The following is a 13,896-nucleotide window of genomic DNA, read 5'->3' on the forward strand; positions in this document are numbered from 1 at the left end:
ACCCACCTCGGGAACCAGTGGAAAAACGCCGCCGGACATATGTCAGGCGGCGTTGTCCCCGAATAGTCCCATGCTTCCCTCTGGAAGCAAAGAGCGATCTACTTCTTCTTCGACAGCAGGTCGCGGATTTCCGTCAGAAGCTGAACGTCGGCTGGGGGCGCTGCGGGAGCAGCCGGCTCCTCGGCCTGCTTGCGGCGCAGATTGTTCACCGCCTTGACCATCAGGAAAATGATCCAGGCCAGGATGAGGAAGTTCACGACCACGGTGATGAAATTGCCGTAGGCGAACACGGCGCCCTGCTCGCGCGCCGCCTCAAGCGACGTGGCGGTCACGGCCGACGACAGCGGAACGAAATAGCCCGAGAAATCGAGGCCGCCGAAGATGGCGCCGGCGATCGGCATGATGATGTCGTCGGTCAGCGACTTGACGATGAGTCCGAAGGCTCCGCCAATGATCACGCCAACGGCAAGGTCCATCACATTGCCTTTGGCGATGAACTCCTGAAATTCCTTCAACATTGCGGGTCTCTCCCCAATCTAGCTGCACCCCCGGCGACTCATCCGGCCGCCGCGCGCTGAAGCATAGCAAAAGCCCGCATCGAAGCAGCAATAAAACGAAACCGCCCGCAGCCGCAGACCCCCGCCTTGGTCGAAAGAAGCATTGGACAGGCCCGGCGGGCTGTGATTGCCTGACATGTGCCATACTGGGAGGAGGGTCTGGCCGCCGTGCAGGGCTGGGTCATCGCCATCATCGCCGTCGCCTATGTGACGCTGCTGTTCTTCATCGCCAGCGTCGGCGACAACCGCGCCGCCCGGCGGAGCGGCATCGGCTCGCGGCCGTACATCTATGCCCTCAGCCTGGCGATCTACTGCACCTCGTGGACCTTCTTCGGCTCGGTCGGCCTCGCCTCGGAACGCGGGTTCGAGTTCATCGCCATCTATATCGGCCCGGTGCTCGTCTTCCTGTTCGGCTTTCCGCTGCTCAAGCGCATCATCCGGCTGGCCAAGTCGGAGAGGATCACCTCGATCGCCGACTTCCTGGCCGCCCGCTACGGCAAGAGCTTCGCCGTCGCCTCCATGGCGACCCTGATCGCGACCTTCGGCACCGTTCCCTACATCGCCCTGCAACTGAAGGCGATTTCCGATTCCGTCAGCCTGATGGTGGCCCATTATGATGGCGCCCCGCCCGTGATCGACTTCTTCGTCGGCGACATCGCGCTGATCGTCGCCTTCCTGCTGGCGATCTTCGCCGTCCTGTTCGGCACGCGGCATGCCGACGCGACCGAGCATCAGGAGGGACTGATCCTCGCCGTCGCCGTCGAGACGGTCGTCAAGCTTGCCGCGTTCCTCGCCGTCGGCATCGTCATCACGTTCTTCTTCTTCGACGGCCCGGTCGAGCTGGCGCACCGGGTCAGCCAGTTGCCGGAAGTGCGTGACGCCTACAGTCACCCTACGTCACTTGCCACATGGATCGTGATGACGACGCTCAGCGCCTTCGCCATCATCATGCTGCCGCGCCAGTTCTACGTGACCATCGTCGAGAACAAGAGCACGGCGGAACTGCAGACGGCGAGCTGGCTGTTCCCGCTCTATCTGGTGCTGATCAATCTGTTCGTGCTGCCGATCGCCTTTGTCGGCCTGGCGCAGGTCGGGAGCGCCACCAACTCCGACCTCTACGTGCTGGCTTTGCCCCTTCTGGCGGGGCACGACCTTTTGGCACTGTTCGCCTTCATCGGCGGCCTGTCGGCGGCAACGGCAATGGTGATCGTCGCCAGCGTCGCCCTGTCGATCATGATCTCCAACGACCTGGTCATCCCGCTGTTCGTACGGCGACTCCTGAAGTCGAACGCCCGCGAGAAGGAGGACTGGTCGGCGGTCATCCTCAACATCCGGCGCGCGGCGATCTTCATCATCCTGTTCGCCGCCTTCCTCTACTATCGCGAGACCACGCACAACACGCGGCTGGCCGCGATCGGCCTGATCTCCTTCGCCGCCATCGCGCAGTTCGCTCCGGCCTTCTTCGGCGGGCTGATCTGGCGGGGTGCGAACAGCCGGGGCGCGCTGCTCGGCATGGGTGCGGGCTTCACGCTCTGGGCCTATACACTGCTGTTCCCGTCCCTGGCGCCGGCGGGGACGTCGATCATCACGGACGGGTTGTTCGGCATCCCGGCCCTGCGCCCGCAGGCGCTGTTCGGCACGGTCGCCGAACCGCTCAATCATGGCGTCCTGTGGAGCCTGGCGATCAACACGCTGTTCTTCGTGCTCGGCTCGCTGTCGCGCACGGCGATGCCTCTGGAACGCATCCAGGCGGCGATCTTCGTGCCGCGCGACGCCGGGCCGATCCCGACCTTGCGCCGCTTCCGCACCGCCGTGACCGTCGATCATCTGAAGGATACGATCTCGCGCTATCTGGGCGCCGAGCGCACCGAGCGCTCCTTCGCCACCTTCGAGGCCACCCACGGCATCCGCCTCAACGGCAACGAGCAGGCCGGCATGGCGCTGGTCCGGTTCTCCGAGCAATTGCTGGCAAGCGCCGTCGGCTCGTCCTCCGCCCGCCTCATCCTCTCCCTGCTGTTCCAGCGCAACGACCGTTCCCGGCGGGACGCGATGCGCCTCCTCGACGACGCGTCCATCGCGCTCCAGCACAATCGCGACCTGTTGCAGACCGCGCTCGACCAGATGGAGGAAGGCGTCACCGTGTTCGACCGCGACTTCCAGCTCATCTGCTGGAACCGCCAGTACCGGACGTTGTTCAACCTGCCCGATGAGATGGGACAGGTGGGCGTCTCGCTGGACCGCTTCGTCACACTCCTGGCGGAACGCGGCGAACTTCCGCCCGACGCCCTGACCATGACGCTGAACCGCTTCACCGACTTCGGAACGCCCTGGGAGATCAGGCTGCGCAGGAGCGGCCGCATCATCGAGCTGCGCTCGAACCCGATGCCGGATGGCGGCATCGTCGCCACCTACACGGACATCACGCCCCGGGTCGAGGCCGACGCCGCGCTGAAGCGCATCAACGAAACGCTGGAGCAGCGCGTCGCCAGCCGCACGGCGGAGCTGGTGCAGGTCAATGAAGAGCTGGCGCAGGCGCAGAACATTGCCGAGGAGGCCAATCTCGGAAAGACGCGCTTCCTCGCCGCGGCCGGCCACGACATCCTCCAACCGCTCAACGCGGCGCGCCTCTACTGCTCGTCGCTGATGGAGCGGGCCGAAGGCGCGGGAATGCGCGAGCATGTCGGGAACATCGAGTCCTCGCTCGATTCCGTCGAAACGATCCTCGGTGCGGTGCTGGACATATCGCGGCTCGACACAGGCGCGCTGAAGCCGTCGCAGAGCGTCTTCCGGCTCGACGGATTGCTGCGCCAGATCAGCACCGACTTCCAGCCGCTGGCAGCCGAGAAGGGATTGCGGCTGACCATCATTCCGTCGACGCTGGCGGTCAACACCGACCGCAACCTGTTTCGCCGCCTGGTGCAGAACCTCGTCTCGAACGCCATCAAGTACACGCCCGAAGGCCGTGTCCTCGTGGGCGTCCGCCGGCGCGGCGCGCTGCTCGAACTGCAGGTCCTGGATACGGGGATCGGCATCGCGGACGACAAGCTGAACACCGTATTCCGCGAGTTCACGCGGCTCGACGAAGGCATGCGCCAGGCCCAGGGCCTCGGTCTCGGCCTGTCGATCGTCGACCGCATCGCGCGGGTGCTCCGCCTCGAGATCCAGCTTTCCTCCGAATGCGGGAGGGGCACACGCTTCTCGGTCGTCGTGCCGGTCAGCAGAGCGCCGGCGGAGAAGCAGCGCAAGCCCGCCAAGCCCGCCAGCGCCAACCAGATCATGCTCGACGGACTCAACGTCATCTGCATCGACAACGACGCGCGCATCCTGGACGGCATGCGCCGGCTACTGGAAGGCTGGGGGTGCGCGGTGCGCACCGCCACCGGCTCCTCCACCCTGCCGGACATGACGGCGAGGCCGCCCGACGTCATCCTCGCCGACTACCACCTCAACGGGGAGAACGGTCTCGATATGATCGCCGCCCTGCGGTCGCGCTACGGCAGGAACATCCCGGCGATCCTGATCACCGCCGACCGCTCGAACGAGGTGCGCGCGCAGGCCGACGGCCTCGAGACGCTCGTCATCAACAAGCCATTGCGGCCGGCATCGCTGCGGACCCTGCTGACCCGGTGCCGGCAGATGCTCGAGGCGGCGGAATAGGCAGGGATGCCCGAGTTCAGCTTTCCAAGGCGATGGAATCGGCGCTGATCCGCGACAGGCGGATGACCGCCTGGGTGCGGCTGTCGACGCCGAGCTTCTGCAGGACCGCCGAGACATGCGCCTTGATCGTCGCCTCGGAGACGCTGAGTTCGTAGGCGATCTGCTTGTTCAGAAGCCCTTCGGCGAGCATGCCGAGCACACGCGTCTGCTGCGGCGTCAGCATTTGCAGGCGATGGATGAGATCGGCGATCTCGGGATCCGTCTCAAGGCCCAGATCGATGTCCTCAGGCGTGTAGATGCCGCCGCCGAGAATGACGCCCACGGCACGGCGGATTTCATCCATGCCGGCGGACTTGGAGATGAAACCGGAAGCGCCGAGGTCGAGCGCGCGGCGGATGGTTTCCGGATCATCATGCGCCGATACGACCGCGACCGGCACCGTCGGATGCATGCCACGTAAGGTCATCAGACCCGACAGGCCGCTGACGCCGGGCATCGAAAGGTCGAGAAGGACGAGATCGACATCCTCGTCGGCAAGCGCCTTGACGCCCTCGAAATCGCCCGCCTCGCGGATGTCGCTGTCGCCATCCATGCCGGACAGCGCGGTTTTCAGCGCTCCCCGAAACAGGGGATGGTCGTCGGCGACCAAGAATCTGTAGCCCGATACCAAGCATCCCTCCCAAACCCGCTGCGTCGTTATGGCCTTCTTCTGCGTCGCGGGAACCCTCGCGATTATGCGGGGATTGTGCGGCTTTTCAAGCGCCTTGAAGGCGGTGGCAAGTGGTCCGCCCGTCGGTCCGCCAATCTGCCGCCCAGCGGCCCGCCCGCGTCCGGGGCATCGCGCATCTGTGACTTGCCGCCGGCCCCGCCATGCCACACATTGGGGAAGCGGGGGACGCGAGATCCACGGGCATGCCATGGAGAAGCTCCGCAAGGTCGCCACCATCTGCATCGGGCGCGCCGTCATGTTCGGCGCGTTTGCCATCGGCCTGATCATGATCAGCCTGTCGTTCGACCTGGTGCGGGCCTTCAGCGCCGGGGCCATCCTGACGCTGGTGATGGCGCAGATCCTCATCATCAAGGCCTATGCGACCGTGCGGCAGAACCCCCGCAAGACCGAGACCTGGAGCCACCTCGCCCCCGATGCGCGGCCGGTGGGCCGCTCGGGAGCGCGGGTGTTCAGATCCGTGCTGATCGACGTCTATGTGCGCTTTGCCACCCACAGCCTGACGGCGGGCTGCTGCTTCTTCGCCACCTCGTCGGCGCTGCGCTTGATGCGCGCCCTCGCCTGACGGCCCGCTTATGTGCGGTCCTGCGCCGGCGGTTCGGGCTGCACCGATTTCTCCTCCTTCTCGAAATCGCGGACGATGCCCATGAACCGGCGGAAGAACCGCTCCATCATTCCCATCGTCTGTTCGAATTCCTCTTCAGAGGGAAGCTCGGACGCGGTCCCCTTGCCGCCGGCCTCGAGCGCCGCGATGCGCCCTTCGAGCGTCTTCAGCCGCTCGCCGAGATCGGCGATGTCGTCCTGATAGGCGGTGCGCTCGTCCGCCGCGAGAGTACACACCAACTGCCCCGAGCGTTCCCGGCAGATCGACATGGTGCCGGTGGTCGTGTCCATGCGCACATAGCCGTCCTCCGTGCGCTCGAGCCGATATCGCTCGCCGTTCTGCGCCAGGGCGGCGCCGGTCAGGGACAGGATGACGAGGCCGCCCGCGATCGCGATGAGGTTGCGCATGTGTCTGCTCCGCGTTTCATGCCGTTCAATGAAGATCATCCTAGGGGAATGCGCCATAAATGGGATGACAGGCAATCCCCCGAAATCCCTTTTGCCGCTCTTTCGCTGCCTGGATATTCCCAGTATAGCCCAGTCATGGCCGCGCTGATCTACAAAATCTGTCCCCGCCCCTTATGGCAGGAAGCCGAAGCACTCGGGGTCTTCAAGGGCGCGCCGGTCGACCAGGCCGACGGCTACATTCATTTCTCCACCGCCGAACAGACGCCCGAGACCGCCGCCAAGCACTTTTCGGGGCAGGACGACCTGGTGCTGGTCGCCGTCGATGCCGGCATGCTGGGCGAAGCCCTCAGATACGAGATCTCGCGCGGCGGCCAACCGTTTCCACATCTCTACGCTCCCCTGCCGCTCGACGCCGTCCACTGGGTCAGACCGCTGCCCCTCGGCGCCGATGGAGCACACCAGTTTCCAAGGCTTGCATGATGCGAATGCTGCTCGATCGGCTGGCGCGCCGCGCCCTTTACCAGCTCGACCCTGAGCGCGCCCACCGGCTCGCCATCCAGGCGCTGAAAAGCGGCGTTCCGCTTGCAGAACGTCCCGAAGTCAGCCGGCGGCTGAAGACCATCGTCGGCGGCATGGTTTTTCCGAACCCGCTGGGCATGGCGGCCGGCTTCGACAAGAATGCGGAGGCGCCGGATGGTCTGCTGAAGCTCGGCTTCGGCTTCGTCGAGTGCGGCACCGTCACCCCCCAGCCGCAGGCCGGCAATCCGCGCCCGCGCCTCTTCCGCCTGGAAGAAGACAAGGCGCTGATCAACCGGCTCGGTTTCAACAATGACGGCCTCGTCACGGTGCGCGAAAGGCTGAAGAAGCGCCTGAGCAATGGCGGCATTGTCGGCATCAACATCGGGGCCAACAAGGACAGCGCCGACAGGATCGCCGACTACGAAACCGGCGTGCGCGCCTTCGGCGACATCGCCTCCTACCTGACCGTCAACATTTCCTCGCCCAACACGGCCGGCCTCAGAACGCTGCAGGATCGCGACAATCTGGCGGAACTGCTCGCCCGCGTCCTCGCGGCGCGCGACGAGGTGGCGAAGCGCCGCCGTTCTCCGGTGCCGCTGTTCCTGAAGATCGCACCCGACCTGACCGACGAGGCGCTGTCCGACATCGCGGCCGAGGTTCTGGACCAGCGCATCGACGGGCTGATCGTCAGCAACACGACGCTTTCACGGCGCGGCGCCACGAGCCGCAAGGCGCAGGAAACCGGCGGGCTTTCCGGCCAGCCGCTGTTCGAACGCTCGACCATCGTGCTCGCAAAGATGCGCCGGCTGGTGGGACCGGCAATGCCGCTGATCGGCGTCGGCGGCATCCATTCGGGCGAAACCGCGCTGGAGAAGATCCGGGCGGGAGCGGACCTGATCCAGATCTACAGCGGCATGATCTTCGGCGGCGCCTGCCTGCCCGCCCGGATCGTCACGGAACTCGGCACCTATGCGCAGCGCGAGGGCCTGTCGTCCCTGCGCCAGATCCGCGACACGCATGTCGATCATTGGGCCGAGCGTCAGCTTGACTGATCGATCCTGGCCGGGGGTAGAGCATCGGACCGAAAAGTGGAAAGCGGCTTTCGATCATTCCGGTGCTCTAGCTCATTGTTTTTCCGCATTTATGCGGACGTCAGGTGATTCCACCTGACTGCAGAATGCTTTAGCCCGCGAAGACCTGGCGGGCGCGGCGCGGCAGGATCGCCGCAAGGCTCAGGCCGCGGACGAGCAGGAAGACATGCAGCGCCGCCCACAGGCCGTGATTGCCGAAATACCGCGTCAGCACGACCATGCAGACCAGATAGACGATGAATGACAGAAGCATCATGTTGCGCATGTCGCGCGACCAGGTGGCTCCGATGAACACGCCGTCCATCTGAAAGGCGAGCACGCCGGAGATGGCGATCAGCGCCGCCCAGGGCAGGAATGCGCCGGCGACCTCGCGGACGCTTTCGTTGGTGACGATGAAGGCGATGAAATCGGTCCCGAACAGCAGCAGCAGCACGGTTATCGGGATCGCCAGGCCAAAGCCCCAGATACCGGTCAGGCGCACGGAACGATGGAAGGCCGGGGCAAAGCGGGCGCCGATGGCGCGCCCGGCCAGTTGCTCGGCGGCCGTCGCCATCCCGTCGAGAAAATAGCCGGCGACGAGAAAGAAGTTCATCAGGACGGCATTGGCGGCCAGGGTGACCGTGCCGAACTGGGCGCCCTGCCTCGTGAACAGGGCGAAGGCGGCCAGCAGGGAGAACGACCGGATCATGATGTCACGGTTCATGGCGATCATGCGCATGATGGCCGCCATGTCGGCGACCCGCGTCCATGAGACGCGCGGGCCTTTGCGCAAGCGATACGCGAGGATGGCGAGACCCGCCAGCGCGCCGAGGGCCTCGCCGATCACCGTGCCCCAGGCCACCCCCTCGAGCCCCCAGCCGAGATGGAGGCCGAGCAGGATCGAGAATGCGATGTTGCCGCCGTTGAGGATGAACTGCAGCGCCAGCCCCAGCCCGCCTTCGCCCCGTCCGAGCACGTAGCCCAGAATGGCGTAGTTCATCAGCGACAGGGGGGCGGCCAGAATGCGGATCGCGACATAGGCCGTCATCGCCTCGGCGACGCGCGGCTCGGGGTCGATGAACCAGACGCCTGCCGCGCTGATCAGCGGCCCGATCAGGATGACGATGAGGCCGGACACGATGCCGAGCGCCAGGGCCCGCCACAGAACGGCCTGCTCCTCCAGCACGTCATCGCGGCCGAAGGCCTGCGCCACAAGGCCGGTGGTTCCCGAGCGCAGGAAGTTGAAGGTGGTGAACACCACGTCGAAGACGATGGCGCCCGCGGCCAGGCCGCCGAGCAGCGCTGCGTCGCCGAACTGACCGATGACGGCGGTGTCGACAATGCCGAGCAGCGGCGTCGTCAGATAGGCGAGCGTCATTGGCACGGCAATCGACAGCACGAGGCGGTTTGTCACCTCGAAAGGACGCACCACGTCCAGGGGTTTGACGGCCTCGTCCATCCAGCGATGCCTAGCGGCGATAGCTTAGAAGGCGCAGGATGACGAATGCCGGTATGACCACCGCGGCGCCGAGCAGAATGTAGCTGGCGAACCGGCCCAGCGCGTCGAAGCCCATGTTCCACAAATGCAGCACCGTATCGCGCAGCGCATAGAAAATGTCCCATGGCGACCAGTGGAACGCGCTCATGACGAAACCGACGATGAGGGAGACGATCACCAGCTTGATGATGACGCGCAGAGGGCTGTCGCCGAGAAACCTTGTCAGTGCCGACACGGGCATGCTCCTTGATCCTGTCGGCCAAGAGATACGCATGCGCGCGCCTCTGCGCAAGCAGCGAGCGCGCCGTGAAGCGGCCGGATTTCTTCGACAGGCCAACAGGAGTGCAGAACCCCAAAGGGCGCCGCCAGACCAGTACTCGCCACTTTGCCGCCAACCGGAGCCCGCTGGCCAATAGCACATCTAACCGGGTTGTCCTCTCCACCGCATCGACCGTACCCATTGCACTGGACCGGATGCCGAAGGAGAAGACATGAAGACCAGAACGAAAACCGCTCTTGCGATCGTTGCTCTGACAACGTGCGCCGCCACGATCTGGCCGGCGCAGGCACAGGAACGCTATAGTGCGCATGTCGAGCGCGCTGACACAGGTCAGGTTGTAGGCGTCGAGATGTACTCCGCGCCCAGAGCGCCATACACGCTGCCGATACAGTTCTGCGGCCGCACCCTGTATGTTCAGGGAAACAACAATCACGCCAACTGGGTTCTCTCCGCGCCGCGCTACAAGCTCTACCACAAGGGAAGGGTTGTCTGCAGCAGGTGATCGCCATGCATCAGGGTGGCGGCCGACCGGACCGCTCTGTTCAACGTGCCCGACGCCGCATCGATCTGTCGGCTTCGATCCAGGAGACGCTTCGGAAACGATCCGGGGCCGAACAGGGAGGCAAGGTGGAGCGGGTAGCGGGAATCGAACCCGCGCGTTCAGCTTGGGAAGCTGACAGGCTACCATTACATCATACCCGCGCAGGCGCGATTAATCCGCGACCCGGGGCGCGCCGTCAAGCGGGTTTCTTCGTCGCCTCCACATGCGCAGCCGCATTTTCGCAGGAGAGGCGACGAAGCCCCGAAACTCCCTCGCTGGCCGTCCTCTGGGACGGCTTGCCTGTCCGGTGCGGCCGACTGAAGCGCAGGCGAAACGCGGACCCATTGTGAAGTCTATCTTCCAAGACGCATCGTTTTGATGAGCGCAGCGTACGAACGGAATCTGCAATCATGAATGGGCTCTCCCCACGGAGTTTCCTAGAACTGAATGCGCAACGTTCCGTTTAATCCGTGCTGGCGCAGGCCGCTGGCCATCTGGCCTTGATAGGAAACATCGAGGGCAGCCTGCTCCGAGAGAACGATATCGAGCCCAGCTTCAAAGAGCAGGCTGTCGCCGGCGATCGCTGAACCGGCGACCGGGAAACCCACCCCGCCGGAGAAGGTGTTCACAGATGTTGCTGTCTTGTCGCCGAATGCATGCTGCCAACCCGCCACGGCATAGGCAGTAACATCCATTGACGCCAGATCGAGCTCGGCTTCGGCGCGCAAACCCAGCGTCGTGAAGGTCGTGTTCATCGATCCGCCTGCCACCTCCAGCGCTGCCGCCCCACCCCGTTCGGAGAGCGCGTCAGCGTGGTGACTTACATGAGCGAGGCTCACGAAAGGTTCAAAAGACAGTCCCGAAGTTTCAACCCGATAGCCAAGCTCACCAAACGCCTGGAAAGTGCCGGCACCATATTCCGCGCTCAGGCCGTCCCTGAACCCGTTGACGAACACGTCACGACGCGCATCGATTTCATGCCAAGTGTAGGCGAGACCGCCACGCAGGGCGACCGCGCCGAACCGCCTGCCCGCATAGGCACCCAAATGGTAGTCACTGCTTCGGCTCGTCGCACCTTGCGCGTCGATGCCGACGTTTGTCCGGCCGTAGCCGGCCAGAAGGCCCACCCGCCAGCCACCAAGCAGCGTATCCACTCCGAGAAAGAATCCGCCGGTCGACTGGTCCATGGCAGCCGCGCGGCCATCACCGTCCGTCTTTGCCCACGCGCCATAAGCCGCGCCCCAAAAATCGACGGATCCCGCCTCCTTGAGGTCCGGAATCGACCGATCCGCCGGCCCGTAGGGCAATATCCGCGGCGGATGTTCCGCTCCCGTATCGGCAAACGCCCTGCGGATCCGGTTGCTGGCAGTGGCACGCAGGAAATGACCATTGGCGACGAGAGCCGATTGCACCGACCCGTACAGTTCCCCTGAAAGCGAATCCAGGCCGGAATGCAGCGCCGGGATATCCGAGGCCGAGACCACCGCCTGCCAGAGGGGATGCGCTCCGCCAAGCATCTCGACTGAAGCGGCAACCCCCTCATGGTTCTCCGTATGCGCCGCGTCTTCGAAGGCGATACTGTTGCGCCTCAAGGTGACGGAAACATCATTGCCGTCGCCGGCAGCGTAGTCGACATGCGCATCCAGAAAGATTGCACTCTCCGTTACCTCGGAGAACGTTCCTGCCACCGCCCCTGCGCTCAGCTTGTCGATGATGACGAAGGGACCGTTGTCCGCCCCCCAGCCCTGCTGGGAAACGGGCACCAGTTCGAGAGTCGATCCGGCGATGTCGACATTCCCGGCGACAACTATCCGGTCAAGCATCTGAGGGTTGGCATCGATGGATAGCGTCCCGCGAGTGGTGTAGTCGCCATCGACCTTCTGGATGCCTATGCCATTGCCTTGCGCACCGAGACCGGGGGCGTGAATACCGCCAATGAAGGCGTCACCCAGCGTCCCAAAGCCTCCAACAGTCCCATTCTCCGTAACCCTGATCCCTCCATCGAGCCTGAAAGCCGCCTGATCGCCGACCACGAGCAATCCGCCAGAGACCAGCGTTTCCCCCGTGAAGGCGGAGAAGTCGCCAGACAGGATCAGAGTTTCATCCCCCGTTTTCTCCAGGCCACCCGCACCCGACACGCTACCCGCGTAGTTTCCCGAGAACGACTGGTCGAAGACCAGCCTGCCTTCGTTGACGATGTTGCCCTGGAGGCTCCGACTGTCGCCGATCAGGACGCCTTCATGCAACGACCATGCCTGCGCGCCGCTGCCGGTCAGGCGCCAGGTGGAATTGCCGCGTTTCTCGAAGGCCTCGAACCCGCGATACTGCTCCCTCGCGCCGATCTTTGAAACGTCGAAGCTCGCCGTCGAATGCCCGCCCGACATAACGCCGTGGAGCACCAGAGTGTCGTTGGCGCCGTTCGCCCAGACTTCACCCTCGATGCCAGGCCCTCCGGAATCGGTGTACAGATGGAGTTGGTTCGTTCCGTGCGTGAAGCGGATCGCCTGGCCATCCCGGCCCACATGCCCTTCCGTAATGCCTCCCTGGATGCGGCCCGCATTCTCGACGATGAGATTTTCCCCATGAATACCGGCACCGCCGTCGCTGAAGCTTCCGCGGCCGCCATTGCCACCACGGATCAAGCCCTTGTTGCGAATTGTCAAATAGGAGCCGTCGATGCCGTGCCCGCCATTGCCTCCCGGCGAGGAGAACAGCCGACCGCCCCGCGAGACGCCCGGCACACCTCCGTTGCCTCCTCGAACTGTTCCGGTGGCTTCGACCACTATATCCGAGGACGTTGCAGAGACGCCGTTACCTCCGTTGCCACCCCGCCCGCCGCCGACGAAGCCGTTGCCTCCTGTGCCTCCAGTTCCACCGAGGGCGCGGCCCTCGACCCGCAGAGCCCCGGTGCCCGAGGCGGCATCGCCCCCGCCCCCGCCGCCACCCGGTTCACCGCTCCCCCCGTATTCTTCCTGGGCGCCGGCGCCTCCGTCCCCGCCATGCCCGCCCCTGACCGTCACGCCGTCCCGGATGATCACAGAGCTGTTGAATCCGAGCGCCTCACCGCCGCCGCCGCCACCGCCGCCAGACAGGTCGTCGGAGCCAACCAAGCTGCGGCCGCCTCCCAGACCGCCAGCTCCGCCACCGTTGACACCCGGCTTCCCCGGCTGCCTCGTTCCATCGGTGCCGCCTCCACGCCCACCGGTTCCGCCTTCCACATCGGCCACAACGTCACCGGTGACAATCGCGCCAATCCGTCCCGTTCTCCCATCCGATGCCGATGGCGACTTTCCACCCTCTCCTGGCCCGCACCAGCCGCCGCCAGTCAGGGTCAGGAGCAAAGGCAGACAGCCCGCGGCAACGCGTTTCAGATCATTCATTCTCGGCGATTCCCCCCGATATTCGCACGGAAGCAGCGCTTCCCTGCGCAAGCAGCGATACTATGCAGAAACCAGCGCCGATTTGCCAAGGCTCCGACAGAAATCCAACCCCAACCTGTTTTGCCGGCTTTGTCCGGGTTCAATCGTTTCGGTCAATCGGCGACCGACATGCTTCCCGACCTTCCGGGTCTGGCCGAACAGAAAGCCGGGGTGGTTTCCTTCCCTGCAGGCCATAATTCAAGGCGCTATTTTCCCATAACAAACTGATACATATGGATTGTTACTTGCCCCGATGGTCTGGAGGCTGAGAAGCTACCATCGCATGATGCCGCGCAGACGCAGTTAAGCAGCGACCCGGATGCACCGTCGAACGGGTTTCTTCGCTGTATCGGGATGCAGAGCAGCATTTCGACCGTATGGCAGAACGATCCGGGAAGGTTTCTTCGAAAGCCCCTGGCGAGGCAAGGCAAAGGCCCCGCCCCGAAGCTCCCTCGCCGGCCGGCTTCTACAGATCGATCACCAGTTCACTGTCCTTCGCCGCCGCGCGCGAACAGCACAGCAGCATTCGTTCTGCCCGCTCCTTGTTGGATAGCACGAAATCGCGATGCTTCACATCGCCGTCGATCAAAGGGACGCCGCAGATGCCTTCCGAACAT

Annotated in this window: 11 protein-coding genes and 1 tRNA gene; 5 read left to right on the forward strand and 7 right to left on the reverse strand. The window is 64.5% G+C overall.

The features are described 5' to 3' along the window. Positions 1-98 precede the first annotated feature (98 nt). On the reverse strand, positions 99-518 hold the full coding sequence (mscL, locus tag NA2_RS17290) for a large conductance mechanosensitive channel protein MscL (protein WP_008598356.1): 420 nt from the start codon (positions 516-518) through the stop codon (positions 99-101). Positions 519-725: 207 nt separating this feature from the next. On the opposite strand from mscL, the gene NA2_RS17295 reads away from it, so the two are divergent. Then, positions 726-4,214 (forward strand): PAS domain-containing hybrid sensor histidine kinase/response regulator, encoded by a 3,489-nt coding sequence (locus tag NA2_RS17295; protein ID WP_008598357.1) that lies wholly within the window; start codon positions 726-728, stop codon positions 4,212-4,214. A 16-nt stretch (positions 4,215-4,230) separates the two neighbouring features. Here the strand turns inward: NA2_RS17295 and NA2_RS17300 are convergent, their stop codons facing one another. Further along, positions 4,231-4,884, reverse strand: coding sequence for a response regulator transcription factor (locus NA2_RS17300; protein ID WP_040678360.1), 654 nt, complete (start codon positions 4,882-4,884; stop codon positions 4,231-4,233). 247 nt (positions 4,885-5,131) lie between these two features. Between NA2_RS17300 and NA2_RS17305 the strand changes: the two genes are divergently transcribed. After that, entirely contained in the window at positions 5,132-5,506 is a 375-nt protein-coding gene (locus NA2_RS17305) for a hypothetical protein (RefSeq protein WP_008598359.1), read from the forward strand. An 8-nt stretch (positions 5,507-5,514) separates the two neighbouring features. On the opposite strand, the gene NA2_RS17310 is transcribed toward NA2_RS17305, so the two are convergent. Then, positions 5,515-5,952 (reverse strand): hypothetical protein, encoded by a 438-nt coding sequence (locus NA2_RS17310; protein WP_008598360.1) that lies wholly within the window; start codon positions 5,950-5,952, stop codon positions 5,515-5,517. A gap of 135 nt (positions 5,953-6,087) precedes the next feature. Here NA2_RS17310 and NA2_RS17315 point away from each other — a divergent pair, with 135 nt between their 5' ends. Both NA2_RS17315 and NA2_RS17320 read left to right on the forward strand, forming a co-directional pair. Continuing rightward, positions 6,088-6,432 carry a DUF952 domain-containing protein gene (locus tag NA2_RS17315; RefSeq protein ID WP_008598361.1) on the forward strand — a complete coding sequence of 115 codons (345 nt, stop codon included), beginning with the start codon at positions 6,088-6,090 and terminating at the stop codon, positions 6,430-6,432. Continuing rightward, positions 6,432-7,523: a quinone-dependent dihydroorotate dehydrogenase gene (locus NA2_RS17320; protein ID WP_420798711.1), complete on the forward strand. Its 1,092-nt coding sequence runs from the start codon at positions 6,432-6,434 to the stop codon at positions 7,521-7,523. Before NA2_RS17315 ends, NA2_RS17320 begins: the two co-directional genes overlap by 1 nt. Before the next feature lie 130 nt (positions 7,524-7,653). On the opposite strand, the gene NA2_RS17325 is transcribed toward NA2_RS17320, so the two are convergent. Continuing rightward, positions 7,654-9,000, reverse strand: a complete 1,347-nt coding sequence (locus NA2_RS17325) for an MATE family efflux transporter (RefSeq protein WP_008598364.1) — start codon at positions 8,998-9,000, stop codon at positions 7,654-7,656. A gap of 10 nt (positions 9,001-9,010) precedes the next feature. After that, a complete protein-coding gene (locus NA2_RS17330) occupies positions 9,011-9,280 on the reverse strand; it encodes a DUF6460 domain-containing protein (RefSeq protein WP_008598365.1) in 270 nt (89 codons plus the stop codon). Between the two features lie 250 nt (positions 9,281-9,530). On the opposite strand from NA2_RS17330, the gene NA2_RS17335 reads away from it, so the two are divergent. Continuing rightward, on the forward strand, positions 9,531-9,821 hold the full coding sequence (locus NA2_RS17335) for a hypothetical protein (RefSeq protein WP_008598366.1): 291 nt from the start codon (positions 9,531-9,533) through the stop codon (positions 9,819-9,821). A gap of 126 nt (positions 9,822-9,947) precedes the next feature. Here the strand turns inward: NA2_RS17335 and NA2_RS17340 are convergent. Both NA2_RS17340 and NA2_RS17345 read right to left on the reverse strand, forming a co-directional pair. Continuing rightward, positions 9,948-10,021, reverse strand: a tRNA-Gly gene (locus tag NA2_RS17340). Positions 10,022-10,297: 276 nt separating this feature from the next. Continuing rightward, positions 10,298-13,240 carry an autotransporter family protein gene (locus NA2_RS17345; RefSeq protein WP_086005978.1) on the reverse strand — a complete coding sequence of 981 codons (2,943 nt, stop codon included), beginning with the start codon at positions 13,238-13,240 and terminating at the stop codon, positions 10,298-10,300. Positions 13,241-13,896: the final 656 nt, after the last annotated feature.

The sequence above is a fragment of the Nitratireductor pacificus pht-3B genome, assembly GCF_000300335.1.
GTDB classification, from domain to species: Bacteria; Pseudomonadota; Alphaproteobacteria; order Rhizobiales; family Rhizobiaceae; genus Nitratireductor; species Nitratireductor pacificus.

Excerpts from the sequence above, each read along its gene's own strand:
- NA2_RS17335 (WP_008598366.1), top strand. The coding sequence starts at position 9,531 with ATGAAGACCAGAACGAAAACCGCTCTTGCGATCGTTGCTCTGACAACG.
- NA2_RS17320 (WP_420798711.1), top strand. The coding sequence starts at position 6,432 with ATGCGAATGCTGCTCGATCGGCTGGCGCGCCGCGCCCTTTACCAGCTC.
- NA2_RS17310 (WP_008598360.1), bottom strand. The coding sequence starts at position 5,952 with ATGCGCAACCTCATCGCGATCGCGGGCGGCCTCGTCATCCTGTCCCTG.
- NA2_RS17330 (WP_008598365.1), bottom strand. The coding sequence starts at position 9,280 with ATGCCCGTGTCGGCACTGACAAGGTTTCTCGGCGACAGCCCTCTGCGC.
- NA2_RS17325 (WP_008598364.1), bottom strand. The coding sequence starts at position 9,000 with ATGGACGAGGCCGTCAAACCCCTGGACGTGGTGCGTCCTTTCGAGGTG.
- NA2_RS17305 (WP_008598359.1), top strand. The coding sequence starts at position 5,132 with ATGGAGAAGCTCCGCAAGGTCGCCACCATCTGCATCGGGCGCGCCGTC.
- NA2_RS17315 (WP_008598361.1), top strand. The coding sequence starts at position 6,088 with ATGGCCGCGCTGATCTACAAAATCTGTCCCCGCCCCTTATGGCAGGAA.
- mscL (WP_008598356.1), bottom strand. The coding sequence starts at position 518 with ATGTTGAAGGAATTTCAGGAGTTCATCGCCAAAGGCAATGTGATGGAC.
- NA2_RS17345 (WP_086005978.1), bottom strand. The coding sequence starts at position 13,240 with ATGAATGATCTGAAACGCGTTGCCGCGGGCTGTCTGCCTTTGCTCCTG.